At 31.1% G+C, this 24,494-nt stretch carries 20 protein-coding genes; 16 read left to right on the top strand and 4 right to left on the bottom strand.

Annotation, left to right across the window (positions count from 1 at the left end):
- The first annotated feature begins 3 nt into the window (after window positions 1-3).
- From N4A42_RS10790 to N4A42_RS10725, 14 genes are all read left to right on the top strand, one after another.
- The gene (locus N4A42_RS10790) at window positions 4-738 is read left to right on the top strand and encodes a TolC family protein (RefSeq protein ID WP_294073820.1); all 735 of its coding nucleotides are present in this window, start codon (window positions 4-6) and stop codon (window positions 736-738) included.
- 13 nt (window positions 739-751) lie between these two features.
- Entirely contained in the window at window positions 752-3,127 is a 2,376-nt protein-coding gene (locus N4A42_RS10785) for a hypothetical protein (protein ID WP_294073818.1), read from the top strand.
- 2 nt (window positions 3,128-3,129) lie between these two features.
- Entirely contained in the window at window positions 3,130-4,503 is a 1,374-nt protein-coding gene (locus tag N4A42_RS10780) for a hypothetical protein (protein ID WP_294073817.1), read from the top strand.
- A 16-nt stretch (window positions 4,504-4,519) separates the two neighbouring features.
- Window positions 4,520-6,019, top strand: a complete 1,500-nt coding sequence (locus N4A42_RS10775) for a hypothetical protein (RefSeq protein ID WP_294073815.1) — start codon at window positions 4,520-4,522, stop codon at window positions 6,017-6,019.
- A 16-nt stretch (window positions 6,020-6,035) separates the two neighbouring features.
- Window positions 6,036-6,968, top strand: a complete 933-nt coding sequence (locus N4A42_RS10770; RefSeq protein WP_294073813.1) for a phosphoribosyltransferase family protein — start codon at window positions 6,036-6,038, stop codon at window positions 6,966-6,968.
- Between the two features lie 23 nt (window positions 6,969-6,991).
- On the top strand, window positions 6,992-8,197 hold the full coding sequence (locus N4A42_RS10765; protein ID WP_294073811.1) for a glycosyltransferase family 2 protein: 1,206 nt from the start codon (window positions 6,992-6,994) through the stop codon (window positions 8,195-8,197).
- Between the two features lie 5 nt (window positions 8,198-8,202).
- Entirely contained in the window at window positions 8,203-9,369 is a 1,167-nt protein-coding gene (locus tag N4A42_RS10760; RefSeq protein ID WP_294073809.1) for a glycosyltransferase family 1 protein, read from the top strand.
- Window positions 9,366-10,583 carry a glycosyltransferase gene (locus N4A42_RS10755; protein ID WP_294073807.1) on the top strand — a complete coding sequence of 406 codons (1,218 nt, stop codon included), beginning with the start codon at window positions 9,366-9,368 and terminating at the stop codon, window positions 10,581-10,583. Before N4A42_RS10760 ends, N4A42_RS10755 begins: the two co-directional genes overlap by 4 nt.
- Window positions 10,584-10,603: 20 nt before the next feature.
- The gene (locus N4A42_RS10750) at window positions 10,604-11,785 is read left to right on the top strand and encodes a glycosyltransferase (protein ID WP_294073805.1); all 1,182 of its coding nucleotides are present in this window, start codon (window positions 10,604-10,606) and stop codon (window positions 11,783-11,785) included.
- Between the two features lie 33 nt (window positions 11,786-11,818).
- Entirely contained in the window at window positions 11,819-13,009 is a 1,191-nt protein-coding gene (locus tag N4A42_RS10745) for a glycosyltransferase family 2 protein (protein WP_294073803.1), read from the top strand.
- A 37-nt stretch (window positions 13,010-13,046) separates the two neighbouring features.
- Window positions 13,047-13,487 (top strand): hypothetical protein, encoded by a 441-nt coding sequence (locus N4A42_RS10740; RefSeq protein ID WP_294073801.1) that lies wholly within the window; start codon window positions 13,047-13,049, stop codon window positions 13,485-13,487.
- 207 nt (window positions 13,488-13,694) lie between these two features.
- Window positions 13,695-15,671, top strand: a complete 1,977-nt coding sequence (locus N4A42_RS10735; protein WP_294073799.1) for an LruC domain-containing protein — start codon at window positions 13,695-13,697, stop codon at window positions 15,669-15,671.
- A 29-nt stretch (window positions 15,672-15,700) separates the two neighbouring features.
- On the top strand, window positions 15,701-15,979 hold the full coding sequence (locus N4A42_RS10730; protein ID WP_294073797.1) for an STAS domain-containing protein: 279 nt from the start codon (window positions 15,701-15,703) through the stop codon (window positions 15,977-15,979).
- 393 nt (window positions 15,980-16,372) lie between these two features.
- On the top strand, window positions 16,373-16,663 hold the full coding sequence (locus tag N4A42_RS10725; protein ID WP_294073795.1) for a hypothetical protein: 291 nt from the start codon (window positions 16,373-16,375) through the stop codon (window positions 16,661-16,663).
- Between the two features lie 107 nt (window positions 16,664-16,770).
- Here the strand turns inward: N4A42_RS10725 and N4A42_RS10720 are convergent, their stop codons facing one another.
- Together N4A42_RS10720 and N4A42_RS10715 are read right to left on the bottom strand one after the other, a co-directional pair.
- A complete protein-coding gene (locus N4A42_RS10720) occupies window positions 16,771-17,238 on the bottom strand; it encodes a nuclear transport factor 2 family protein (RefSeq protein ID WP_294073793.1) in 468 nt (155 codons plus the stop codon).
- A gap of 42 nt (window positions 17,239-17,280) precedes the next feature.
- Window positions 17,281-18,381: a DUF4407 domain-containing protein gene (locus N4A42_RS10715; protein ID WP_294073791.1), complete on the bottom strand. Its 1,101-nt coding sequence runs from the start codon at window positions 18,379-18,381 to the stop codon at window positions 17,281-17,283.
- Between the two features lie 161 nt (window positions 18,382-18,542).
- On the opposite strand from N4A42_RS10715, the gene N4A42_RS10710 reads away from it, so the two are divergent.
- On the top strand, window positions 18,543-19,742 hold the full coding sequence (locus N4A42_RS10710) for an FAD-dependent oxidoreductase (protein ID WP_294073789.1): 1,200 nt from the start codon (window positions 18,543-18,545) through the stop codon (window positions 19,740-19,742).
- 49 nt (window positions 19,743-19,791) lie between these two features.
- On the opposite strand, the gene N4A42_RS10705 is transcribed toward N4A42_RS10710, so the two are convergent.
- Both N4A42_RS10705 and N4A42_RS10700 read right to left on the bottom strand, forming a co-directional pair.
- Complete coding sequence (locus N4A42_RS10705; RefSeq protein ID WP_294073787.1) at window positions 19,792-22,512, bottom strand: M56 family metallopeptidase; 2,721 nt, start codon at window positions 22,510-22,512, stop codon at window positions 19,792-19,794.
- Between the two features lie 2 nt (window positions 22,513-22,514).
- Window positions 22,515-22,880: a BlaI/MecI/CopY family transcriptional regulator gene (locus tag N4A42_RS10700; protein WP_294073785.1), complete on the bottom strand. Its 366-nt coding sequence runs from the start codon at window positions 22,878-22,880 to the stop codon at window positions 22,515-22,517.
- A gap of 235 nt (window positions 22,881-23,115) precedes the next feature.
- On the opposite strand from N4A42_RS10700, the gene N4A42_RS10695 reads away from it, so the two are divergent.
- A partial coding sequence (locus tag N4A42_RS10695) for a M28 family peptidase (protein WP_294073783.1) occupies window positions 23,116-24,494 on the top strand: 1,379 nt, incomplete at its 3' end.

The raw sequence follows: 24,494 nt of genomic DNA, 5'->3' as shown, positions 1-24,494 counted from the left end.
GTCATGAAAAACTCTCTCAAAACATTAGCGCTGCTACTTGTTGCCTTATTTGTAAATACTATTGTAAATGCTCAAGATTCAATAGTGAGCTCTAAAGAACCTGAATCTTTCAGGTTGATAATTCCTAAACTAGAGGTTTTAATTGATTCTGCATGGGCCAATAATGGTTTGCTAGGGTATAGAAAAGATCAAATTGAAGTTAAGAAATCAAATCTTAAGTCAAAAAGACGTAATTGGACAAGAAACTTTGGAATTGCTGCAGATTCACGTTATGGTACTTTTAATAACGTTTCAACTAATGATACAGGCGGCAATACTGTAAATTTAGCTAGTACAACAACGCAGTTAAATTATAGTGTTGGGTTTTTCTTAAAAATACCAGTATTCGATATTCTCCATCGTAAAGCAGATGTTAAGCAGGCTCAAGCAGAGATTTCACAAGCCGAAAATTATGTTAAGTTTCAAAAAAATGAGATAAAAGAAACTGTTATAAAATACTATGAAGATTTACTTCTAAAACAAAACTTGCTAGAGCTAAAAGCCAAAAATTTTGGTAATGCAAAAGTTAGTATGGAAATGGCAGAAAAAGAATATAAAAATGGATTAATTCCTATTTATGAATATGTGAGACTTTTTGATATCACAGCAAGGATTGAGGCAGAGTACGAACAAGCCAAATCTGCATTTATGTTGTCTAAACAACTGCTTGAAAATTTAACAGGTATAACTATAAAATAGATAATAAGTCTGTATGAAACTAATCGACTTCATAAGAATTTTATTAAAGCATAAAACGCTTCTTATGGTAGTGCCAATAATTATGGCCTCATTAGTTGTTGTTTTAACAATGAACCCAAAATACGATTATGCTTCAGAAGCTTCGCTTTATACAGGTATAGCTTCAGGAACATCAATTGAAATGGAAAAGCGATCAGATTATTTTGCTTCAAATATAGCTTTTGATAATCTTATAAATATTATTAAATCTAGAGAAACACAAGAAGAGGTTGCAGTTAGATTGTTAAGTCAACATTTACTTTTGGACCAACCTAACGAAAAATTTATTTCAGCAGAGAACTATGAAGAACTAAAGAAATTAGTGCCAGAAGAGATTTATGATTATGTTGTAACATCGTCAGTGGCACCTTCACGCAGCGCAGTAGAAAATACAGATTCCTTTTCGCAGATTTTACCTGAAGGTATAAGTAAAGATGATTACGAACAAACGGTTGCAAATCTTTTAGCCTTAAAGAATAGTAGCAATGATAATTTTATATACGCATTATTAAATTATGAAGATCCATTTTATTCTTTAGATGCACTTTCAAAACTTTCAGCAGTACGTATCGGATCTAGTGATATTATAAAATTGAGCTACGAGACAGGTGATCCAGGTATATGTCAACAAACATTATTAATGTTAAGCCAAGTATGTATAAGGCAATATAAAGATGTGAAGGAAAATGGCTCTGATGAGGTTGTGAAATATTTTTTAAAACAGCTTAGCCAAGCAGAAGCAAAATTAAAAGTGGTTGAAGATGAGTTGTTACAGTTTCAACAAGATAATAATATCATCAACTTATATGAGCAAAGTAAAGCTGTAGCTAATGTAAAAGAAAATATGCAGGTCGCATATAAAAATAAAAAAGCAGAGCTTGCAGGTTCCATTGCATCAAAGCAAAAGCTTGAAGAAAAACTAGAAATTCAAGCAAAAATTCAAAAAAAGAATGATGAAGTCCTAGCTGATAAAGAACAGTTGGGAGATCTTAATTACAAAATTGTTTTGGCAGAGGCTAAATCTGATGGTTCTGAATCAAGCATTAAAAATATTGAAGCATTAAAAAACCATTCTAAGAGATTAAAAGAACAAATTGAAACCAAAGTTGGTGAGTTATACATTATGAATAACTCAGAAGAAGGTGTTCCAATGAGTAAAATGATGCCTCAATGGTTAGATAAAATTGTAGAAAGTGAAGACTTAGAAGCTGAGGTAGATTTAATGACTAAACAGAGTGAAGAGTTTCAAAAAGAAGTTGAACGTTATGCGCCAGCTGGAGCAAACATTAAAAGAATTGAACGTAAAATAGATGTTATTGAAGAGGAATATCTTGAAATTCTTAGAGGTTTAAACTTAGCTAAACTTAAGTTTCAAGACACCCAATTGTCAGCTAACCTTAAAATGGTAGCTCCTCCTTTTTTTCCTTTAAAGCCTATTCCTTCTAAACGAAAAATAGTAATAATAGCTGCTGGGTTTATGAGTTTTGTGCTATTGTTAGGTGTTATTCTTTTAATGGATTTCTTTGATAATACATTAAAAAATATAAAAAACACCGAAGAAATAATTGGTATTCCTGCAATTGGTGTTATGCCAAAAATATTTAAGAACAATGGGAGAATTAATTTATTAAGAATTCAAGAACGATTAACAGAGTTCTTAATGCAAAATATTGGTTTTGCAGTAGATGAACAGAACAATACTAAAAAACCAAAGGTTATTACAGTAATAAGTACAAAACCTCATGAAGGTAAAACAACTGTTAGCGGAAATACAGCGGCTCAATTAAAAGAAGCAGGATATTCCGTAACTGTTTTAAGTGATTCTTTTAAAAAGAAGGAATTAGGGAAGTCGACCAGGTTTCATTGGTTATATAGAATTTTAGGATATCAAGACCCAAGAAATGATTATAAGCAACCATTTTTACAGCATATAACTAACGAGCTTGATGAGTCAGAATATATGACTTATAAAATAGATAAGTCATTTATTCATACAAAAGATTATACAGATCTTAAGCTAACTGATAATAAAAAAATAGATGAGTCTGTAGATTATGTGATAGTTGAATTACCAAACATATTAGATGTTACCTATCCTAACAAACTCATAGAAAGCTCAGATTTAGTCATTTTAGTATGTCGTTCAAATAGATTATGGTCACAAGCTGATCAGAATGTATTTAACAATGTAAAAGAGTTAGCAGGATCTAAGGTGCAATTTTTTATAAATGGAGTAGAACTTAGAGAGATAGAATCTGTATTAGGTGAATTACCTAGAAAACGCTCACGTTCTAGAAGAAAAATAAAAAATATTCTTCAATTCCAGTTTTATTCAAAAGGCAATATTTAATTATGATACAGATAATAAAAAAAATAGTAAAAGAAGATAACTTCCTGTCATTAGGAGGAAATCTTACTATTGCTGTATTTGGATTTGCAGGATTTGCGCTTTTAGCAAGAAGTTTAGATACGGATTCATTTGCGCAGTGGGTGTTGTTTATCTCGGGAGGCTCATTTATAGAAATGTTGAGATTTGGTTTAACCAATAATGGGCTTGTGCGTTTTTTATCTGGAGCTTCTGAAGAAGAAAGTAAATCTCTTGTTGGATCTAACGCCATAATTAGTTTATTGGTTACTGCTGTTATCGCTCTAATTTTACTTGGAGTAAAATTTATTTTTAGTGATACTATAAACAATTCAGCATATGTTTTGTTTTTTACTTGGTATCCCTTAATGGCTCTTGTTAATTTACCATGGAATAATGCACTAGTAGTTCTTCAGGCTAAAATGTCTTATGGAAAAATGCTGTTTATTAAGGCGTTGAATAGCGGCCTGTTTTTTTCATTCCTAGTAGTTAATATAATGGCTTTAAATTTGTCTGTTAGCGAATTGGTTTTAGTCTTATTAACCGTTAATGCAATTACATCTTTAGTTTGTGTTTTATCTGGATGGGATGGTGTAATGTTAATATCTAAAGCGAAGAAGCGTACCAATAAGCAATTGCTTAATTTTGGTAAGTTTAGTGTATTTACACTTATAGGTTCAAATCTTCTTAAAAATGCCGATATTCTAATTATTAGTATTAGCCCACTGGGTAATGCAGCAGTAGCTTTGTATAGTATACCTTTAAAGTTATTAGAAATAATTCAAATACCATTACGAAGCTTTACAGCTACGGCATTTCCAAAAATGTCTAAAGCAAGTCTTAAAAATGATAAAAAAGAATTGCAGTTTTTATTTAGTACTTATTCTGGAGCTCTATCATATTTATTTATAGGTATATCATTAACCTTTTTTGTGTTTGCAGAATTGTTTGTAGTACTAATTTCAGGTGAACAATATTTAAATGCAGAAGTTATAGGCTATGATATTGTAAGTATTGTGAAAATATTAGCTGTTTATGGATTGTTATTACCGTTAGATCGTATGACAGGTATAGGTTTAGATAGTGTTAACAAACCCAATGTTAATGCTTTTAAAGTAGCTGTTATGTTAGCAACTAACATTATTGGAGATATAATAGCGGTTTATGTATTTAAATCATTAGAGATGGTAGCCTTATTTACCTTGGTTTTTACTGGAGTAGGTATTGTATTAGGAGTGATTTTTTTAAATAAGGAAATTAAGATTTCTGGTAAAGATTTAATTAAGTATGCCAATATGTTTTATCGTGATATTTGGCAAAAACTAAGAAGTAAAAACGGACAACTCTTATCTAAATTGTAAGAAAAATTATAAGAAATTGAATTCTTTAAAAGAACATATAAACCCATTTGAAATGAGTACAGGCTCATCAAAACTTGGTCAATTCAAAGTTTTGATACCAGTAATTCTAGGTTTATTACTTGTTACTCTTATGATTGCAAAGACAGGCATAATGGCTGCAATATTTTGCTTAGGTCTTGTTTTTGTTGCTGTTTTACTTTATAGGTTGTTCACTATACCAAGGTTAGGAATTATTTTATTAGTAATTCAAGGTTTTACAGTTATTGGTATTTCTAGATATGTACCAGCACCTCTTGGTTTGAGCATAGATGGAGTGTTAATATTGTTGTATTTAGCATTGTTTTTTAAAGCATTTTCTGAAAAGGTTAAGTGGGATAAAGCTAAATCTCATCTAACCCTTTTGGTAGGTATGTGGATGGGATACATTTTTTTGCAAATTGTTAATCCTGAAGCTAGGAGTATTGAAGCTTGGTTTTATGCAATGAGAGGGTTAGGATTATATCAGTTTTTAGTAATCCCATTGGCGTTTATTTTATTTAATAAACCAAAAGATCTGCAATTATTCTTTATAATTTGGGGAGTAATGTCAATTTTAGGAACCCTTAAAGGGCTTATGCAATATACAATTGGTGTAGATCCATATGAACAAGCATGGCTAAATGCAGGGTCTTATAAAACACATATACTTTTTGGTAAGTTGAGAGTGTTTTCTTTTTATTCAGATGCAGGGCAGTTTGGTGCTGCTCAAGGACACGCAGGTGTGGTATTTTGTATTCTTGCAATATTTAGAAAAGCAGCAAGTAAAAAAGTAAGAGCTTTCTATTTAGTTGTAGGTGTAATGGGATTATTTGGAATGCTTATTTCAGGAACAAGAGGTGCGATTTCTGTGCCAGGAATGGGAGGGATTATGTATTTGATTTTAAGTAAAAACATTAAAATGTTAACCTTAGGTGCTGTTTTTGGAATAGGTGTTTATGTCTTTTTTGCTCATACAACTCTTATGCATTCAAACCCTGAAATAAGGAGAATGCGTACCGCATTTGATCCTAATGATGCATCACTTCAAGTACGCTTAGCTAATCAAAGAAAATTGAAATCATATTTAGCTTCAAGACCAATTGGTGGAGGTGTAGGAGCAACTGGTAATTGGGGGCAGCGTTTTACACCACATACTTTTTTAGCAAATACAGCAACAGATAGTTGGTATGTAATGATATGGGCAGATACAGGTGTTGTTGGGTTGTGGTATTACTTATTTATGGTGTTTTTTATACTCATTACTGGAGCTTATAATGTCATGTTCCGGATAAAGAATGAAGATCAAAAGGTTATGATGACAGCAATAACTTGCGGATTTGCAGGAATTATGATGGCATCCTATGGAAATGGTGTATTTGGTCAAATGCCAACGGGAATAGTAATGTATTTGAGCATGGTATTCATGTTTTCATCTAAGAGTTGGAGTGAAGAAACAGAAGAAAAAGAATTAAAAGAACCTTTAAAATCTATACAATAATTAAAAACCTACAGTTATGAATTTTAGAAATTTAAGTGATTTAAACCAAACAATTCTGAAGGGTATCCATATGATTCCTAGGGATTTTGATTTAATAGTAGGTGTGCCTAGAAGTGGAATGCTACCTGCAAATTTATTAGCGTTGTATTTAAACCTACCTTATACAGATTTACACTCATTTATTAATGGGCATATATACAAAGCAGGTGAGCGCGGACAATACTTCGATATTAAACAATTTAAAAAAGTATTAGTTGTTGATGACAGTGTGTCTTCAGGATCTGCCATGAAAAAATGTAAAGCTAGTTTAGTTGATTTAGAGTCGCAATTCAATCTAGAATACGCTGCAATTTATGTTTTACCTGGTAAACAAAATACAGTAGATTATTCTTTTGAAACTGTTGGTATACCAAGATATTTTCAGTGGAATATCTTTAATCATTCAACTTTAGATAAAGCTTGTTTTGATATTGATGGTGTGCTATGTGTAGATCCAACACCAGAACAAAACGATGATGGACCAAAATACCGCGAATTTCTTCTAAATGCTACTCCGTTATATATACCAAAGGCTAAAATAGGTGCTTTGGTAACTTCGAGATTAGAGAAATATAGAGAAGAGACCGAAATATGGTTGAAAAATAATGGTGTAAAATATGATAAACTTGTAATGCTAGATTTGCCAAATGCAAAAGCAAGACAAAGAGCAAATAACCATGGCGGACATAAAGCCAAAGAGTATAAAGATACTTATTACAATCTCTTCTTTGAGAGTGAATTGCATCAGGCAATAGAAATTAATAGAATTACACAAAAACCAGTGTTTTGTACACAAAATTTTCAAATGATTTTCGATTCTCAATCACTAGCGTATAACATTAAATCAGGAAAATACTTCCCATTTTTAAGAAAGATAGCTCTTAAAGTGAGAGACAAAATTCGAGGTTAAAACAAACGATTAAAAGTTACATTATGGAAGCCCTAAATATTATCCTACTTATTATAGAATATGCCTTATTCATATTCTTTGGTTTTGCGAGTTTGTATGTTTTTATTTTCGCATTAGCTGGACGGTTCTATAAAGATCCATCATTTAAGAATTCAGGTGAATTAAAAAAAATTGCAGTATTAATTCCTGGATATAAAGAAGACGAGGTAATTGTTAATGTTGCAAAATCTGCATTACAACAAGATTATCCATCAGATAGATATGATGTTGTGGTGATAGCTGATTCTTTTCAGGAGTCTACACTGCAAGAACTAAAAGCGCTGCCTATTAAATTAATAGAGGTAAGTTTTGAAAAAAGTACAAAGTCTAAGGCCTTAAATAAAGCAATGGCTCAACTAGGTGATGCTTATGATGTTGCTTTAATTTTAGATGCAGACAACATCATGGAATCTGATTTTGTTTCTAAAATAGATCAAGCATTTGCTAATGGATGTACTGTTGTTCAAGGGCATAGAGTGGCTAAAAATTTAAATACTTCTTTTGCAATTTTAGATGCTATTAGCGAAGAGGTTAATAATCATATTTTTAGAAAAGGCCATCGTAAACTTGGGTTGTCAGCTAGTTTAATTGGCTCAGCCATGGCATTTGACTATAGTTTTTTTAAGTCAGTAATGGCAAATGTAAATGCTATTGGAGGATTTGATAAAGAACTTGAGTTTAAATTAATAAAGGATAAAATAATTCTTGAATATTTAAATGATGCCTATGTGTATGATGAAAAAATACAAAGATCAAAAGATTTTCAAAATCAAAGAAGGCGTTGGCTTTCGGCTCAGTTTGTGTATTTACGTCAGTACTTTGTACCTGGGCTAAAAGGCTTCTTTTTACAAGGTAATGTAGATTTTATTGATAAGGTTTATCAAATGATTACACCACCTAGAATTTTGTTATTAGGTGTTGTAAGTATTGTAACATTGGTATATACTTTAATACCATTTTTATTTCCCGATATAGCTACTAATATTAATCCAGTCTATTGGTATGTTACATTTGGTTTAACTGTATTAGCTTTTTTCTTAGCCATTCCAAGAAAATTCTATAATACCAATACATTAAAAGCAGCGATTACATTACCAAAAGCTTTTTTCTTAATGTTCTTAATGTTATTTAAACTAAAAGGTGCAAATAAGAAATTTATTCATACAAAACACGGGACTTTAAATAACTAGAAATTATGAAAATTGGTATAGAAGGACAGCGTTTATTTAGAGTAAAAAAGCACGGTATGGATATGGTGGCTTTAGAACTTATCAAAAACTTACAACAGATTGATAAGGTAAATGAATATGTAATATTTGTAAAGCCAGATGAAGACTCTTCAGTATTAGAGGAAACAGACAATTTTAAGATAGTAGAGCTCGAAGGAGGATTATATCCTTTATGGGAACAAATAGCATTGCCAAAAGCAGCTAAAGCACACGGTTGTGATGTTTTGCATTGTACAAGTAATACAGCACCAATTTTTAGTGATATTCCTATTGTAACTACTTTGCATGACATCATTTATATGGAGAAATCGTATTTGCAGATTTTAAAGAGTAGTGCAACACCGTATCAAAAATTTGGAAACATTTATCGTAAAATGATAGTTCCTAAAGTAATGAAGAAAAGTAGAATGGTGATAACAGTATCTAATTATGAAAAGGAAAGAATCTCTGAGTTTTTTAGATTAGAAGATGATCATAAATTATCTGCTGTTTATAATGGAGTTGGAAACCATTTTAGACCTGTAACTGATAAAACCGAATTAAACCGAATAAAAGAAAAGTATAATTTACCTGAAAAATTCTTCTTTTTCTTAGGAAATACTGATCCTAAAAAAAATACCAAAGGCACATTAAAAGGTGTTTCTGATTTTTTAAAAAAATCAAGCTCAGATTACAAATTAGTAATGCTAGATTATGATAAAGCAGAGTTAAATAAAATTTTAGAGGATATTGGAGATCCAAAAATGATGGATAAGATTGTCTTAACAGGCTATGTTAAAAATACAGATTTGCCAGCAATTTATTCATTATGTGAGATTTTCTTATACCCATCTTTAAGAGAGAGCTTTGGGATTCCGATCCTAGAAGCGATGGCTTGTGGTGTGCCAGTGATTACATCTAATACATCATCTATGCCAGAAGTTTCTGGAGGTGCATCTTATTTAGTAAACCCTTTTAAGTCAGAAGAAATTACAACTGCAATAGAAACTGTTTTACAGAATGCAGAATTAAAAAATGATTTAGTAGAAAAAGGACTTTCTCAACACAAGAAATTCTCTTGGGCTAATTCTGCACAAGAAGTTTTAAATCTATACAACCAGCTTCAACTGGAGCGAAAATTAATAAACCCATGATACAAAATAGAGACATCATCATTGTAGGTATTCAAGCTTGGGACATCGAAATTGGTAGTAATTGTAAAAATATAGCCCAAGAATTTGCAAAACATAATAGGGTGCTATATGTAAACCCACCTTTAAATTGGGTAACACGATTAAAGCAAAAGCACAAGGAAAGTGTACAAAAGCGTATTCAAATTGCTAAAGGAAAACGAGAAGATATAGAGATTATAGAGGATAATCTTTGGAATTTATTTCCTAAAACAACTATTGATTCTATTAATTGGATAAAATCTCATTCGCTTTTCAAATTGATGAATAAACGTAATTCTAGAAAGTTTGCAATGGATATTAAATCAGCTGCAGATAGGCTAGGGTTTAAAGACTATATATTGTTTAATGATAGTTCAATGTTTCTAGGGCTTCACTTAAAAGAGTATTTAAAGCCTGAGGTGTATACATATTATGTAAGAGATAATTTGGTAAAAGACCCTTATTGGAAAAAACACGGAGCTCGTATGGAACCAGAAGTTATTAAAGAAGCTGATGTGGTTGTAAATAATTCTGAGTATTACGTAGACTATAGCTCAAAATTTAATAGCAATAGTTTTATGGTAGGTCAAGGCTGTGATGTTTCCATGTTTAATGATGAAAAAGGAGATATCAAGGAGGCTGTAGAGCTAAAGGAAATACCTAAGCCTATTATTGGTTATGTTGGTACATTAACAACTTTGCGACTAGATGTAGATTTATTAGAGTTTATTGCTAAGCAAAGAGAAGATTGGAATATAGTATTAGTTGGGCCAGAAGATGAAACATTTAAAAAATCAAATCTTCATAATTTATCAAATGTTCATTTTTTAGGTAATAAACCTATGGATTCTCTTCCTACATATATTAAAGGCTTTGATGTTACTATGAATCCGCAGGTATTAAATGAAATTACTATTGGTAATTATCCAAGAAAGATAGACGAGTATTTAGCAATGGGTAAACCTATAGTAGCTACATATACAAAAGCCATGGAGATGTTTAATGATTATGTATATCTCGGGAAAACTAAAGAAGATTATATCGATTTAATTAGCCAAGCATTAGAGGAAGATTCTAATCAAGTAGTAAAAGAACGAATTGAGTATGCTAACTCACATACTTGGCCTAATAGTGTAAAGGATATATACAAGGCTATGAAGTCTGTTGTAACAATTGAAGAAGAAATTAAAGGATAATATTAAACTAGATAATTATTATGATTAAAGGAAGAAACATAATCTGTATTTCGTATACCACTTGGGAGGGTGAGTATACAAAAAGTACGGTTAAGTTATTGTCCTTACTAGCATTAAATAATAATGTTGTGTTTATAGAATATCCAAGAACAATCAAAGATTTGTCTAAAGGGATTTTTGGTAATGAAAAAATTCCTGTATCAAGAATGCTTGGGTTTGAAAAACGTGTTAAGACTATTGTGGCTGATACTGGTGCTAAAATAAAGCATGTGGTAATGCCAGCAGTATTGCCAACAGCTTCGATAAAGAATGAGAGTTTATTAACCAGATTATATAATTGGAATACAAATATTTATAAAAAAGAACTGTTAAAAATTCAAAAGCAATATAACCTTCAAAACCCTATAGTTATTACTGCTTTTAACCCTGTGTATGGTTTAGCTCTAATAGGAGAATTAAATGAAGATAAAAATATTTATTACTGTTACGATGGTATGGATTTAAACCGTAATAATCAAGAAACAATTAATAGAGAAAAAGAATTTTGTAAGTTGGTAGATGGTATTATTACTACATCAGACTATTTAAATGATGAAAAAAAACAACTTAATTCTAAGTCTTATGTTGTAAAAAATGGTGTGGATTATGAGTTGTTTAAGCCATTCTCAAGAACTACAGTTAATCAAAATAAAGTTAAGAAAGTTGGTTACACAGGCTCTCTAGATTATCGTTTTGATATAGAGCTTGTAGAATATGCAGTACAAGAATTACCAGACGTGATATTCGAATTCACAGGAGGAGTACTTAATCAAAAGGTAGTAGACAGTTTGTCTAAGTATAAAAATGTTGTGTTTAATTCTGCAGTCCATGCTTCTATAGTACCTCAAATAGTGTCGAAGTTTGATGTTGGTATAATTCCTTATGTAAAATCAGAAATAAATAAAAACATTTACCCTCTTAAGATTAATGAATACTTAGCTATAGGAGTGCCAGTAATAATGACTCAATTCGCAGTTTTAAATGATTTTAAAAATATAGCAAGTGTTACAAATACCAAAGAAGAATTTGTAAAACAGATTAAATACCAGATAAACAATGACTCAGAAAATTTAATAAAAGAACGAATTGATTTTGCCAAGTCTAATTCTTGGGATAAAAGAGCCGAATTATTTAGTTCATATTTAAATCAATTTGTTCAATAATTAAAAATAACTGCCCCTAAAAAAAGAATACTTATGACAACATTAGAATTAACCTTTTGGATCCTACTTTTCATCATATTTTATACCTATATAGGTTATGGTATTGTATTGTATGCAATGGTGAAAATAAAGCGTTTTTTAAAGAAAAAACCTAAAGCAATAAGTAATGATACAGAATTGCCAGAGGTTACATTATTAATTCCTGCTTATAATGAAAAAGAATTTGTAAAACAAAAAATCGAAAATTCTTTGAGTTTAAATTATCCAAAGGATAAATTAAAGATTGCTTGGGTTACTGATGGATCTAATGATGGTACCAATAAATTAATCGAACAATTTGAAGGTGTTGGTGTTTATCATAAAGATGAACGTAAGGGGAAAATTAATGCCATGAATAGAGTTATGCCATTTGTAGATACACCTATAGTTGTTTTTAGTGATGCTAATACAAATTTAGGAGAAGATTCTATAATGCATATTGTTAATTGTTTTATGGATCCAAAAGTTGGATGCGTTTCTGGTGAAAAACGTATAATTAATAAAGAAGCAGATGCAGCTGCTGGTGCTGGGGAAGGTTTGTATTGGAGATATGAATCTACATTAAAAAAATGGGACGCAGAGTTGTATTCGGCAGTTGGTGCAGCAGGTGAACTATTTGCAATAAGAACTGAGTTGTATAATGAAGTAGAGCCAGATACGTTATTAGATGACTTTATTATCTCACTTAGAGTTGCTAAAAAAGGGTATACAATACAGTATAATCCAGAGGCTTACGCCATAGAGACTGCTTCAGCAAATGTTGGAGAAGAATTAAAGCGTAAGATTAGAATATCGGCAGGAGGAATTCAATCTGTTGTCCGTATGAGATCTTTAATGAACATCTTTAAGTATGGTGTATTATCTTTTCAATATATCTCACATCGTGTATTAAGATGGACATTAACACCTTTATGTTTAATATTATTAATACCTGTCTCAGGAATTTTAGCCTATAATGAAGGGTTTTTTGAATTTGGTTTGTATTCAACGTTATTCTGGCTACAAGTTCTGTTTTACGTTGCTGCAGGCTTAGGTTGGATATTAGAAAATAAATCACTCAAGGTGAAAGTGCTTTTTGTACCCTACTATTTTTTCATTATGAACCTGTCAGTGGTACTCGGATTTTTTAGATATATAAACAATAGCCAATCGGTTAATTGGGAACGCGCAAAAAGAGCTGTTTAGTTATAAAATCTTAAACCCCTAGAAAATAACTTAAATTATGTACAGAGGTCTTATTATAGTATTTAATAGTTTTGAAAACGAAGCACTCAAAGACTTTTTTGTAGCATCTATTAATGCAATTGCAGATGTTGAAATCTGTTTAGTATGCAATAGCAGTAGTGATAAGGATTTTGAAATTCTTACAGAAATTGCAGAACAATGCAATAATGCAAATGTTGTAAATACAAAAAGAAAAAAATCTAACACATCTTCTGTTAGAGCTGGTGCAAGATTTATGCAAAATAAATTTAATCTAAAGCATTTAGGGTTTATTGTTGGTCTAGATGATTTAAAAATATTAGAAGTTTTAAAAGATTACATGCAACATCAAGAAACAATAGTTTCCTTAATTAAAGTAGAGAAAGAAAATAAAGTCGTTAAATCAGCTTTTTTGAAGAATCTTTTTTCAGTTCAAGAATACTTGGAAAAAATAGCATAGGTAATGATTTTAAAAGTTAGTCTTTAATCTGTTTTTCAGTGATTTAGCTTGTTTTTCTTTGGGTTGTTTTACAGTTTGTCGACAGTAAATGGTCGTTTGACTGAGGAGGAAGACTTCAGAAAGAATTTTTAATATGCCTCTAATCAAACGTGTTAATTTTACTACACTTAATCAAAGAGTCTTTTAGCGGATAACAAATCAAAATAAATGAAACATATTTTAACATACACAAATTTAATTTTATTATTAATAGTGAGTTCCTGTGCAAAACCTGAAGTAGATAATGGTTCCACTAATGGCGACTCTGTTGATACTATAAACATCCCAGAAGGTTTTGATTATAGTACTTACAAAACAGTTAAAATTAAAATTAATGACAACTCTTCTGTTAAATATGATGTTTATGCCTATACTTCACAACCTTATTTAGTTGGTACAGAAACATATGAGAATCAAGAAGGAGAGATAGAAACAGAGGAGGTTTACAGAAATGATGTTGTCAATAAGTTATTGTTTTCTGGTGTTACTAAAAATGGTGTTTTAGAACAGTCAGTTAATATTCCTAAGTTTTACAATCAAGTATATATCCGTAGAAATGATAACCGCAATTATTCTGCTTCCATAGAAGACATATCTAATGATCAAGTTATTTATACTAACACTTCGGGTAGATTAGCAAATCGTACCGAAATGGTGAATGATTATTTGTATTGTGTTAATGGTTCAGGTGAATTGTTTCAAGTAGATCCTTTAGATGGAGCGTTAACCTATTTGTCTGATATGCCAATGGGAAGTTATACTTGTGCTATAGATCAAGAAAATAGAATGTTATATTCTATAGGAAGAACTAGCCCTCATCCTTTAATGAAATACTCTATAGATAATGATACTTGGGAGACAGTTGCTAACTTAGGTATTGGAGGTCCAAGACTAGATTTTAATACAAATGATGGATTACTATACTTTTCTAAAAATAGTAAGCTTTATACTTTCGATCCAAACACTGGGAATCAGTTAAATGTTTGGGATATTAATGGTTTACACAATAAAAGTGGTGGAGATTTAGCATTTGCAGAAGATGGTACTCTATTCTTATGTTCATTTTCAGGGTTGTATAGATTAGAATTAAATAGCAATGGTGATTATGATAGCATTCGTATAAGTGCAGATAATTTACCCTTTCAGCCTACATCTATGACATTTGACTCAAACCAAGATTTATGGCTGGCAAATAACGGAAGTAGTTCAAATTTAATTATCATGGATACTCAAACAGGTGGATGGCAGTATGAATATGGTATTAATGCTGGTAATAATACAGACTTTGGAAGAACAATTAACGATTTAACTACGTTTAGAATTTTTACAGAAGATACAGAAGAAATTGATACAGATGGTGATGGTATTTTAGATCGCGATGATTCTTTTCCTGAAGAAGCAGATAAAGCATTTGAGATGTTTACACCTAGTAAATATGGAACAGGAACTATAGCTTTTGAAGATTTATGGCCTTCTTACGGAGATTATGATTTCAATGATGTTGCTTTAAACTATCAGGCAATAGCAATTCTTAATTCTGATAATAAAGCTGTTCAGTTAGATTTTATAATTAAGGTTAAGTCAAACGGAGCTGGTTTTACAAATGGATTTGGAATTGAGATAGAAGGCGTTCCAAGCTCTTTAGTAGAAAGTGTTACAGGTCCAGTCTATACACAAGATTATATTAATCTTAATTCTAATGGTACAGAAGCAAACCAACAGAATGCTGTAATCATATTTACAGATAATCAAGATAACTTTTTGAATGAAACTACTGTCTCAGTTGTGTTTACGCAGCCAGTTACTACAGAGCAATTGGGTACTGCCCCATTTAATCCATTTTTAATAAGAAATATGGAGCGAAGCAATGAGATTCATTTACCATACAGAAATACTACAGACCTAGGTGAAAACATACAAGGTTTTGATGGACAAAACAGAGATGTAGACGGAAACTATATTTCAGATACAGGTTTTCCGTGGGCAATTAGTATTATTCATGATTTTAAAGTTCCAAAAGAGTCTGTAAAGATTTATGATGCGTATAATTATTTTAATGATTGGGCAATATCTGGTGGTGATAATTACAAAGATTGGTACAAGGATAATCCAGGAAATAGAAACCAAAATTTGTTGAATGATTAGAAGTTTAACCTACAAATTATATATGAGTTATGGCGTTAAAAATTACAGAAAACAAAAACGTGTTTGATATTGAGGGTGTTCTCAACACTAGTACTACTCAATTATTTGAAAAACATATGGATGCTTTATTTAGAACTAATGGAGACATAACAATAAATATTGAAAAAGTTAACGAGATTGATATTGCAGGACTTGCCGCATTGAGACAATTTTATAAAAACTCAATTAAGTATAATATATCATTCACTATCATTGGTTATGGCTGTAAAGAAATTTATCATGATTTTAAGAATGAAAATGCAGCATAATTTATTAACTCTATAGTTTTTTAGTTAGGAATAAGATAGAAAACTACTAAGAATAATCCACAATGTTATATTGTGGATTATTTTTTTAAACTCATTAATTCAAGATCTGGCTTTTCAATTGTATAAATTAGAGCAACTTTTATAAAAGTATGCATTAATAAAATAAAGACAACTTTTTAGTCTATTTTCTTACATTCTATTTGTTTGCTAATGTGTTGTTTATCGAAAAAATAAACAACAAGCCTCAAATTAGCTTATCAAAATTACCATTTATCGATTTTCTAATAAATATCGGTTTAATAGTCAGATATTTAAGCATCCCTTAGAATTAATAGCACCGAATTTACTGATTAATAGCCCTAAATTATTATTAATGATTTAACAACATTTATTATGGATTTAAAGATTACTAATTACAACAATCGTTTTCAGATTAAAGGGACTTTAAATAAGCTCAATTTAAAAACATTCAACGCGCATTTTGCAAACATTTTCGATAAGATAGATGAATTATTATTAGATATAGAAAGTGTAGATAGCATTGATAGAGCTGGTGTTATGGCATTAGCTAAATTGCACAACGAATCTATTACAAAATCTAAAAGAATGTCTATAATAGGTTTGGGTTGTAAGGATCTTTATGACCATTTTAAAACGCAAGACAATACTTCAGCAGCTGCCTAATTGCAGATTAAGTAAAGATTAAAAGTGTTTCCGACTAGTGTTTTTCTTGACAGATTAATACTCTTGGAAACACTTTTATTTTTTAGGCTTCTATTTCAAGTTCAAATTCAGCAAGACACGTCTGCTATAATTTTCCATTCGCCATGTATCTTTTTAAAAATAATTATAAAGACTCCGTTGGCATCTCCAATTGCTCTTTTTAAATGATACTCTCCCATAACCCAATAATTATCACCTTCAATTTTAGAAATATCATTAATTACAAAATTTAAAGTACCAGTTTCAGCTTTTGTAGGGTAACTTTTTTTATAGTTGGCAAGTGTCTTATCCCAACCTAATGTTAAGCCATTACTGCCGTAAAATTTTAGAGAATCGCTTTTCCAATAGCCTTTCATAAAGCCTTCTAAATCATGATTTTTCCAAGCCGTTTCTTGTTGCTGAAGCACAAGCCTTATTGCAGCTTCTGCCATGTCTGTATTTGTGCGTTTCTCTATTGATTCAGTAGTAATGTCTGCCTTTACAGAAATGCAACTTGTAACATTAAAAGCTATAATAAATAAAAAAAGATACCTCATAAGATTCAATTTTGTTTCAATCTTAAAAGTAACAACTATTATTTAAAGTACACCTTTCTGCTTCTTTAAAAAGGCATCTGCCTGATGTTGCATAAGCTCTCGTGCTTTTTTACGCTTGTAGGTCATTATTTCTTCTTCATCAGCAATTTCGGTATAGACTTTATTGTTAATGTCGTTATCAGTTTTTACCAATAGTTTACGTTCGGCTACTTGCTGGTTTACCCATGCTTTTATAGTGGTTTCTTCATCTTCTAATTTGTAATCATAGACTCCTTTTGGTGATAATAACTTAGCGATAATCGGTGAAGTTTCTATAGCTAAAAACAATAAAAAAATAAAGAAGGAAGGTAACCAAGGTAATTTTCCTAAAGCCGTAACACGTGCCATTAAACCATCAAAATTATCAATTATAGGCTGCGATTGGGTAACATTAGCTTTATAGTCTCCTTGTAACGTACTAATCTCGTTTTCTAGTGTTGCTATTTTGACTTTATTATCGGCTTTTAATTGTTGTAATTCGGCTAAAGCAGCATCGTGTTTTTCTCGTTTTTCTTTATAAACAGGGCCTTTGCCAAGTTTTAATGTTCCAGATGTGCCTTCAGCTTCGGTAATGTAAGTGTTGTAAAGCGTATTGACTTCGGTTTCTTTGGTGTCTATTTGAGATTGTAAACCTAAAATTTGATCTTCTAAATCTGTGATTTTTGGATTGAATTGTTCAGCAATTTGATTTTGATTAGCAAGTGTTAAATCATTCTTTTGCTCTAAAAGCACCTGATTAATTTCCTTTTCGAAAATCTTTAATTCTAAGGGTTTAGAAATAACTACAGCAATAATAACCGCAAGGAATATTCTTGGTGTAGCTTGCAAAATTTCGTCTAAAACATTATCACGTTTTTTTATAGTAGAAACAATATAACGATCCAAATTAAAAATAAGCAAGCCCCAAATAATTCCAAAGAAAATAGAACTGTAAAGGTTGTCAAAAACGGTATAGAGAGCATAACTACCAGCAATTGTAGCCATTAATGCAGTAAAGAAAACGGTAGCGCCAATACCAGCATATTTGTTTTGTTCTCCGATAGAACAGTCGTTTAAAATGTCTGTATCTGCACCAGAACATAGGATAAAAAATTGTTTTAACATGATTGAGGTTTTTTTGATTGATTGACTATTAGAACGTAAAATGGTAACAAATGTTACATAAATAGCCTATAAATGTGGTATTTGAGCCCTACATGATTTTTGTCATACTCCTATTAAAGCTTAAAAACTAACTTTGAGTATAACCATAAATTCATAGTGCCATGAAAACAACGGTAGTAATTGGAGGTAATTTTGCAGGAATGACTGCTGCTTTAGAGTTAAAACGGAAAGATCCTAAGAATCAAAAAGTAATTCTTATAGATAAATCTCCTTTGTTTTTATTTATACCTTCTTTGATTTGGGTGCCCTTTGGAAGAAGAGATATAAAAGATATTTCATTTAGAAAAGATGATGTTTTAAAGAAAAAAGGAGTAGAGTTTGTACATGCAGAAGCCTTAAAAGTACTACCAGAAGAGAATAAAGTTGAAACTACAGAAGGTGATTTTAAATATGATGATTTGGTTGTAGCAACAGGCCCAAAAGTAGCGTTTGATGTTGCTAAGGGTGTTAAAGAGAACTCCTATTACATTGGTACACCAGATGGCGCAATGAAAACCCGAAAGGCATTGAATGCATTTAAAGAAAATCCAGGCCCAATAGTTATTGGTGCTACTCAAAATGCTGGTTGTATGGGAGCAGCTTATGAATTCTTGTTTAATGTTGAAAAGTGGTTAAGAGAACAGAAAATTCGTAAAAAAGTAGATTTGTATTGGGTTACTCCTGAAACGTACCTAGGCCATTTTGGTATAGATGGTATGCCAATGGGCGAAACTATGCTAAAGACTTTTATGAAGATGTTTAATATAAAATACAGAACAGAAGTTGGTGTAGATGAGGTTACAAAAAACGGAGTAAAATTAACCAATGGGGAATTTATAGAAAGTAATTTTACCATGCTTATGCCTCCTTTTATTGGTGTAGATTTTGTGATTAATTCTAAAGGATTAGAGGCTAATGCTGCGGGTTACATACCAGTGAATGATACCTATCAGCACGTTACACATAAAAATATTTGGGCAGCAGGTATTGCAGTAGATGTAAAGCTACCTTTCAAACCAGGAAAGATTCCGTTTTCTGGACCAAAAACAGGTTATCCATCTGATGAAACAGGAAAAGTAGTTGCTGAGAATATACTTAGAGCAGAAAAAGGAAAAAAGCTTAAAGAAAGACCTTGGGGAAAAATCCCTGGCTTATGTATTATGGATGCTGGTAAAAAAGAGGTTTTAATTGTGAGCAACCATTTATTTAAACCAAGAACTTTTGCTATAATGATACCCAATGTTATTTATGATTTTGGTAAAATCTTATTTGAAAAATATTTCCTTTGGAAAACACGAAAAGGCTTGTCTTATCTTCCATAGATAAGCATAGAGAAGCCTCAAAAAAACTGAGGCTTCTCTATGTTTGAATTTATTTTACAACCTTAATAACAACTGGGTCTATTTTAGAATCAGACTTGGTTTTAATATCAAATAAAGTAATAGTATCACCTGTTCTTATAGATTCAAGATTTTTTAAGGTTATAGTAGTGATTGTATTGCCTTTAATAAGTTCTGTTTTTATTCCAGGAATTTTTAATTTAAAAGTCGATATTTCATCTTTTTTTAATGATAAGGTTAACTTTTTAATATCATCAATTGTCATCTCAAGTTTATGAGATACAATCTTTTTATTATTTATTAATAGCTTGTGTTTTGGTGGAGGTGGAAAATCTGGAAACGGTTGTGCGCTTTTTCTTTGTGCTTTTGACATAAGGCTATATATATATTTTAAGCGTTTAACATCTTTAAGCTTTACTATCATATCTGCTTTAGAAACATTATTATAAGTTTTAGCAATTTTGTTGTACTCTTCAATTTGTTGCTTGGTAGCTTTTTTATCATATACTTCATCATTGGCTATAAAACTAACATGCTCACCAGATTTATCAAGTTTTGCTGTATGTACTTTTCTTTTATATTTTTTTTCATAGTTATCAATGGCTTTTTGCATTTTTAGACGTTTTTCTGGACTTGCGTTTTCTGGTATAGCTGGAGGTGGAGGCGGAATTTGTTTTACTTCAATAGAAACTGGTTTTGGTGGAGGTGGAATATTTGGGAAAGCCTCAGCATTTTTCCGTTGCGCTTTAGTCATTATACTGTATATATATTTATACCTTTCAACCTCTTTTAATTTTATTATTGGGTATTCATAAGACTTATTCTTTTTTGCTCTATTTATTTCAGTATTTATTTTTTTAGCCCAAATATTATATTCTTCTATTTGTTTTTTTGTAGCTGCTTCTTGATACGTTTTAGAAACAGTAGCATTAGGTAATACGTTGTTGACATTAGTTTGTTGTTCTGGTACTATTTTATTACCATTTTTATCGGTTTTAACTCCATAACGGTTATAATATGTAATATCATTATTAAGCTTTGTGTAGTAAAGTGTCTGTCCATTAATATTGATAAAACCAGTTTCAGTTTTTGGTGTTTGTTGCTCTATTATATCGTTAAGCTTATAACTGTTGGCATTTGGGCCACCTTTAGACGATTTGTTACTTTTAGTAGAGTTATTTTGGTTTCTTGGTGTGCTATATTGTGCTGGTACAGGAGGAGGAGGTAACAATTTATGTTTTGCAATTTCTTCTTTAGAAAATGATTTATACATATTTTCAGCCTGAATACTTAATAGACGCAATTCAGTGTTATCTGTTTGAGGTCCTTTTAAATATGCTTTTATGGCTTTAGCATAGGTTTTAGAAAGCTTATTGTACTTATTTATTGCAGATTCTTGATATGTGGTTTTAAAACCTTCTTTAGTATATAAACTGAATTGAAACGGTTGCGGAAATTTTTGACTACGTGCATTTTTATAAACTTTTGAGCCTACAAAATGAATAATATCTTCAGCATTGTAATTATTTAATGCTGAATTAGGCACATGCTTACCGTTAATCCAAATTGCATATTCTTTATCGTTTTTCCAAGATTCAAATTCAGCTTTGGTTGGCGATTTAGGTGTTACTTCCGATAGATTCATGCTAGGAATAACTGGATATCGTTCAACAGATTTTCGCTGTGTTTCAGACATTATCTCATAAATAGCAACAATACGTTGATACGCTTTGTAATCAACCTTATGAGAGGTGTTAAAGGCAATAATCCAATCGTTATATTCTTTCATCATAGATTCGGTTGCGCCATCAGTATATGTTATGTTAAGCTTTTCGGCTTCATTCAGTTCATTAGTAATAGCATCTACAACTTCAGTGTTGTCTTTTGGGATATATTCTTTTTCAGCAAAGCTGTAAAAAAGAATAGCAATAATTGGTAATAGTAGTAAGCTACTTAACCAAATTCTGGTTTTTGAGGTTTGTGTTTTCATAACTGTAAATCGTTTTTTGAATGATGAATAATTAATGGCACTCGAAAGTTGGTATTCCTGAGTGTTTGATGAAAATTGTAATAAAATGTTTTGATAAGTTTTGGTCTCTGTGCCTTGATTTAAAACAGCTTCGTCTGCTAAAAACTCATGGTTGAGTTTAATATGATGCTTTAAAATGTAAACCAATGGGTGAAACCAGAATATAATTTGCAAAAGCTCTAAAAGAATGATGTCTAAACTATGCAGCTGCTTAGCATGGGTTTCTTCGTGTAATAAAACTTCTTTTGGGATGGTGTTATCTTCAAACTTTTTTTTATTTAAAAAGACATATTTAAAGAATGAGTGTGGTATGCTGCATGTGTTTAATAATACATATACAAAAGAATGTTTAGCTACTTTTTCATTGCTTAAAATTCTATGAAAGAGCTGAGTTAGATTAATGATAAAACGTATGCTAAATAATACCACTCCCAATCCGTATAAATACCAAAGAATTGTTTCGATATTTAATGAAGTTTCTTCTATTGAGTTATCTATTATTTCGGGTTCGATAGGGAAATAAATTGGTGTAGTTTCATAAGTTCTAACTACAGGTTCTATGTAGTAGGTTATCGTTAGTAAAGGGATGATTATGGCTGCAGCAAATGATCCTAAAAGATAAAATCGTTTAACCTGATGCATTTTTTGACGTTCTAGCAACAGTACATACACCAGCCAAAAAACAAGCAAACAAGCTGAAAATTTTAATAGATACATTTCCATAGTTACTTGTTTTTAATTTCTTGATCTATTATAGATTTTAGCTCTTCTAACTCTTCTTTGGTTAAGTCCGTTTTACGGGTAAAGAATGATGCAAATTGAGAAGCACTATCGTTAAAAAAAGTTTTAATTAAACCATTAACATGCTTAGAAAAATAATCTTCTTTCTTTACCAAAGGATAGTACTCTCTAGACTTGCCATAAGTTTTATAAGCCACAAAGCCTTTACCAATCATACGCTTAAGTAAAGTTGCAACAGTTGTATTTGCAGGTTTAGGATCTGGATAAATGTCTAATAAATCTTTCATGAAAGCTTTTTCAAGTTTCCAGAGATATTGCATAAGTTGTTCTTCGGTTTTAGAAAGCTGCATGTTCTACAATTTTAGAGTTAGCTCTACAAATGTAGAATAAAAAATTTATTAATCAAAATTAAAACTCAAAGCAAGTGCTAAATCCTTATATTTGTTAGGGTTGAAAAAGAAAACATATAACAGTATTTAGCTTTTGTTTATCGAAAAGACTTCATGAAAAAGATACAAACAAAAATTTTTACCCTATAGAATAATTAAATAACCGAACCATAGGTTCTTGAAAGAATTTAAATAGATGAAAAAGGTATCTATTTCCTTTATATTAGTGTTTTTAGCAATTACTTTTTCGCATTCGCAATCTATTGAAGATTTAATGAATGAAATTAGTAATTCTAATCTGCAACAAATCGTAGCACAGCTTTCCGGCGAGCAGTCTGCCATAATAAATGGAAGTGAGCAAACGATTGCTACTCGTGTTTTTGATGCTAATGATTTAGCAGCCGATTATATTAAAGAACGCTTAGAAGCATTACCAAATCTTACTGTGGAATTTCAAGATTTTAATACAACAGGTAAGAATGTTATAGCAACACAAATAGGGCAAACAAACCCTGAAGATATTTACATAGTTTGCGCACATTACGACTCGGTAACCACTTTTTGCGCAGATGATAATGCTACAGGAGTTGCTGCTGTTATGGAAATTGCTAGAGTTTTATCTGCTCAATGTACCGATAATACAATTATTTACGCACTTTGGGACGAAGAAGAAATAGGCTTGAGAGGTGCAAATTATTACGCACAACAAGCAGCTGACGAAACTAATGGTAACACTAGAGATAATATCCTTGCAGTTATAAATATGGATATGATTGGTTATGATGGTGACGCACCTGGAACTCCTGGTGATAACGATTTTGATATAGATGTAAGAGATATTGCCAACTCTTTAGAGATTAAAGATGATTTACTTAGTGTTTTAAATACATACACTTTAGATTTAAATGAAATTGTTGTTAATCCAGGAACTTCAGCTAGTGATCATTCTCGTTTTTGGAATGAAGGCTATTCTGCCGTTTTGGTTGGTGAATCTTGGGAAACAAATGACGAAACGCCAGATTATCATACATCTAATGATAGAGTAGAAGATATTGATTTTCATTATATGACTGAGTTAACTAAAATGGTTATAGCTTATTTGGCAACCAAAGCAAGTTTGGTTAGTATAGATAACACCATTACACAATCAGCAACACAGTTAATATCTAATCAACCTTTTGGCACATATCAGTGGTTTAATTGTGATACTAACGCTATAATTTCTGGTGCAACTAATCAATCTTTTACACCTGCAATTAGTGGAAATTATGCTGTTGAGGTTGCAAATAGTGGTTGTACGGAACTAAGTCTTTGTGTGAATTTTACGGTACTTTCTACTGAAGAATTTTCACCAAATGAAATAAAGGTATTTCCCAACCCTGTGAGTTCAGTTTTAAAGATTAATAATTTCACTGAATCTGAAATTGATATCATCATCAATAATATTTCAGGAAAAGTAATTGAAAAAATAAACTCCCAAAAAGCATATCTAGAAATAGAATTTGATGATGCCGCTTCAGGAGTTTATTTTGTAAACATTAAGTCAAAAAATAAAGCTTCAACTTATAAGATTGT

This window comes from Winogradskyella sp. (assembly GCF_025210595.1).
Lineage (GTDB): Bacteria > Bacteroidota > Bacteroidia > Flavobacteriales > Flavobacteriaceae > Winogradskyella.
The sequence above is the reverse complement of the archived record's forward strand: the minus strand, read 5'-3'. Positions and strand labels throughout refer to the sequence as shown.

Bases quoted from the DNA above. Each gene is read 5' to 3' on its own strand.
- N4A42_RS10765 (WP_294073811.1), top strand. From the start codon at position 6,992: ATGGAAGCCCTAAATATTATCCTACTTATTATAGAATATGCCTTATTC.
- N4A42_RS10740 (WP_294073801.1), top strand. From the start codon at position 13,047: ATGTACAGAGGTCTTATTATAGTATTTAATAGTTTTGAAAACGAAGCA.
- N4A42_RS10700 (WP_294073785.1), bottom strand. From the start codon at position 22,880: ATGCAGCTTTCTAAAACCGAAGAACAACTTATGCAATATCTCTGGAAA.
- N4A42_RS10750 (WP_294073805.1), top strand. From the start codon at position 10,604: ATGATTAAAGGAAGAAACATAATCTGTATTTCGTATACCACTTGGGAG.
- N4A42_RS10720 (WP_294073793.1), bottom strand. From the start codon at position 17,238: ATGAGGTATCTTTTTTTATTTATTATAGCTTTTAATGTTACAAGTTGC.
- N4A42_RS10715 (WP_294073791.1), bottom strand. From the start codon at position 18,381: ATGTTAAAACAATTTTTTATCCTATGTTCTGGTGCAGATACAGACATT.
- N4A42_RS10710 (WP_294073789.1), top strand. From the start codon at position 18,543: ATGAAAACAACGGTAGTAATTGGAGGTAATTTTGCAGGAATGACTGCT.
- N4A42_RS10705 (WP_294073787.1), bottom strand. From the start codon at position 22,512: ATGGAAATGTATCTATTAAAATTTTCAGCTTGTTTGCTTGTTTTTTGG.
- N4A42_RS10770 (WP_294073813.1), top strand. From the start codon at position 6,036: ATGAATTTTAGAAATTTAAGTGATTTAAACCAAACAATTCTGAAGGGT.
- N4A42_RS10790 (WP_294073820.1), top strand. From the start codon at position 4: ATGAAAAACTCTCTCAAAACATTAGCGCTGCTACTTGTTGCCTTATTT.
- N4A42_RS10735 (WP_294073799.1), top strand. From the start codon at position 13,695: ATGAAACATATTTTAACATACACAAATTTAATTTTATTATTAATAGTG.
- N4A42_RS10745 (WP_294073803.1), top strand. From the start codon at position 11,819: ATGACAACATTAGAATTAACCTTTTGGATCCTACTTTTCATCATATTT.
- N4A42_RS10730 (WP_294073797.1), top strand. From the start codon at position 15,701: ATGGCGTTAAAAATTACAGAAAACAAAAACGTGTTTGATATTGAGGGT.
- N4A42_RS10725 (WP_294073795.1), top strand. From the start codon at position 16,373: ATGGATTTAAAGATTACTAATTACAACAATCGTTTTCAGATTAAAGGG.
- N4A42_RS10785 (WP_294073818.1), top strand. From the start codon at position 752: ATGAAACTAATCGACTTCATAAGAATTTTATTAAAGCATAAAACGCTT.
- N4A42_RS10760 (WP_294073809.1), top strand. From the start codon at position 8,203: ATGAAAATTGGTATAGAAGGACAGCGTTTATTTAGAGTAAAAAAGCAC.
- N4A42_RS10755 (WP_294073807.1), top strand. From the start codon at position 9,366: ATGATACAAAATAGAGACATCATCATTGTAGGTATTCAAGCTTGGGAC.
- N4A42_RS10780 (WP_294073817.1), top strand. From the start codon at position 3,130: ATGATACAGATAATAAAAAAAATAGTAAAAGAAGATAACTTCCTGTCA.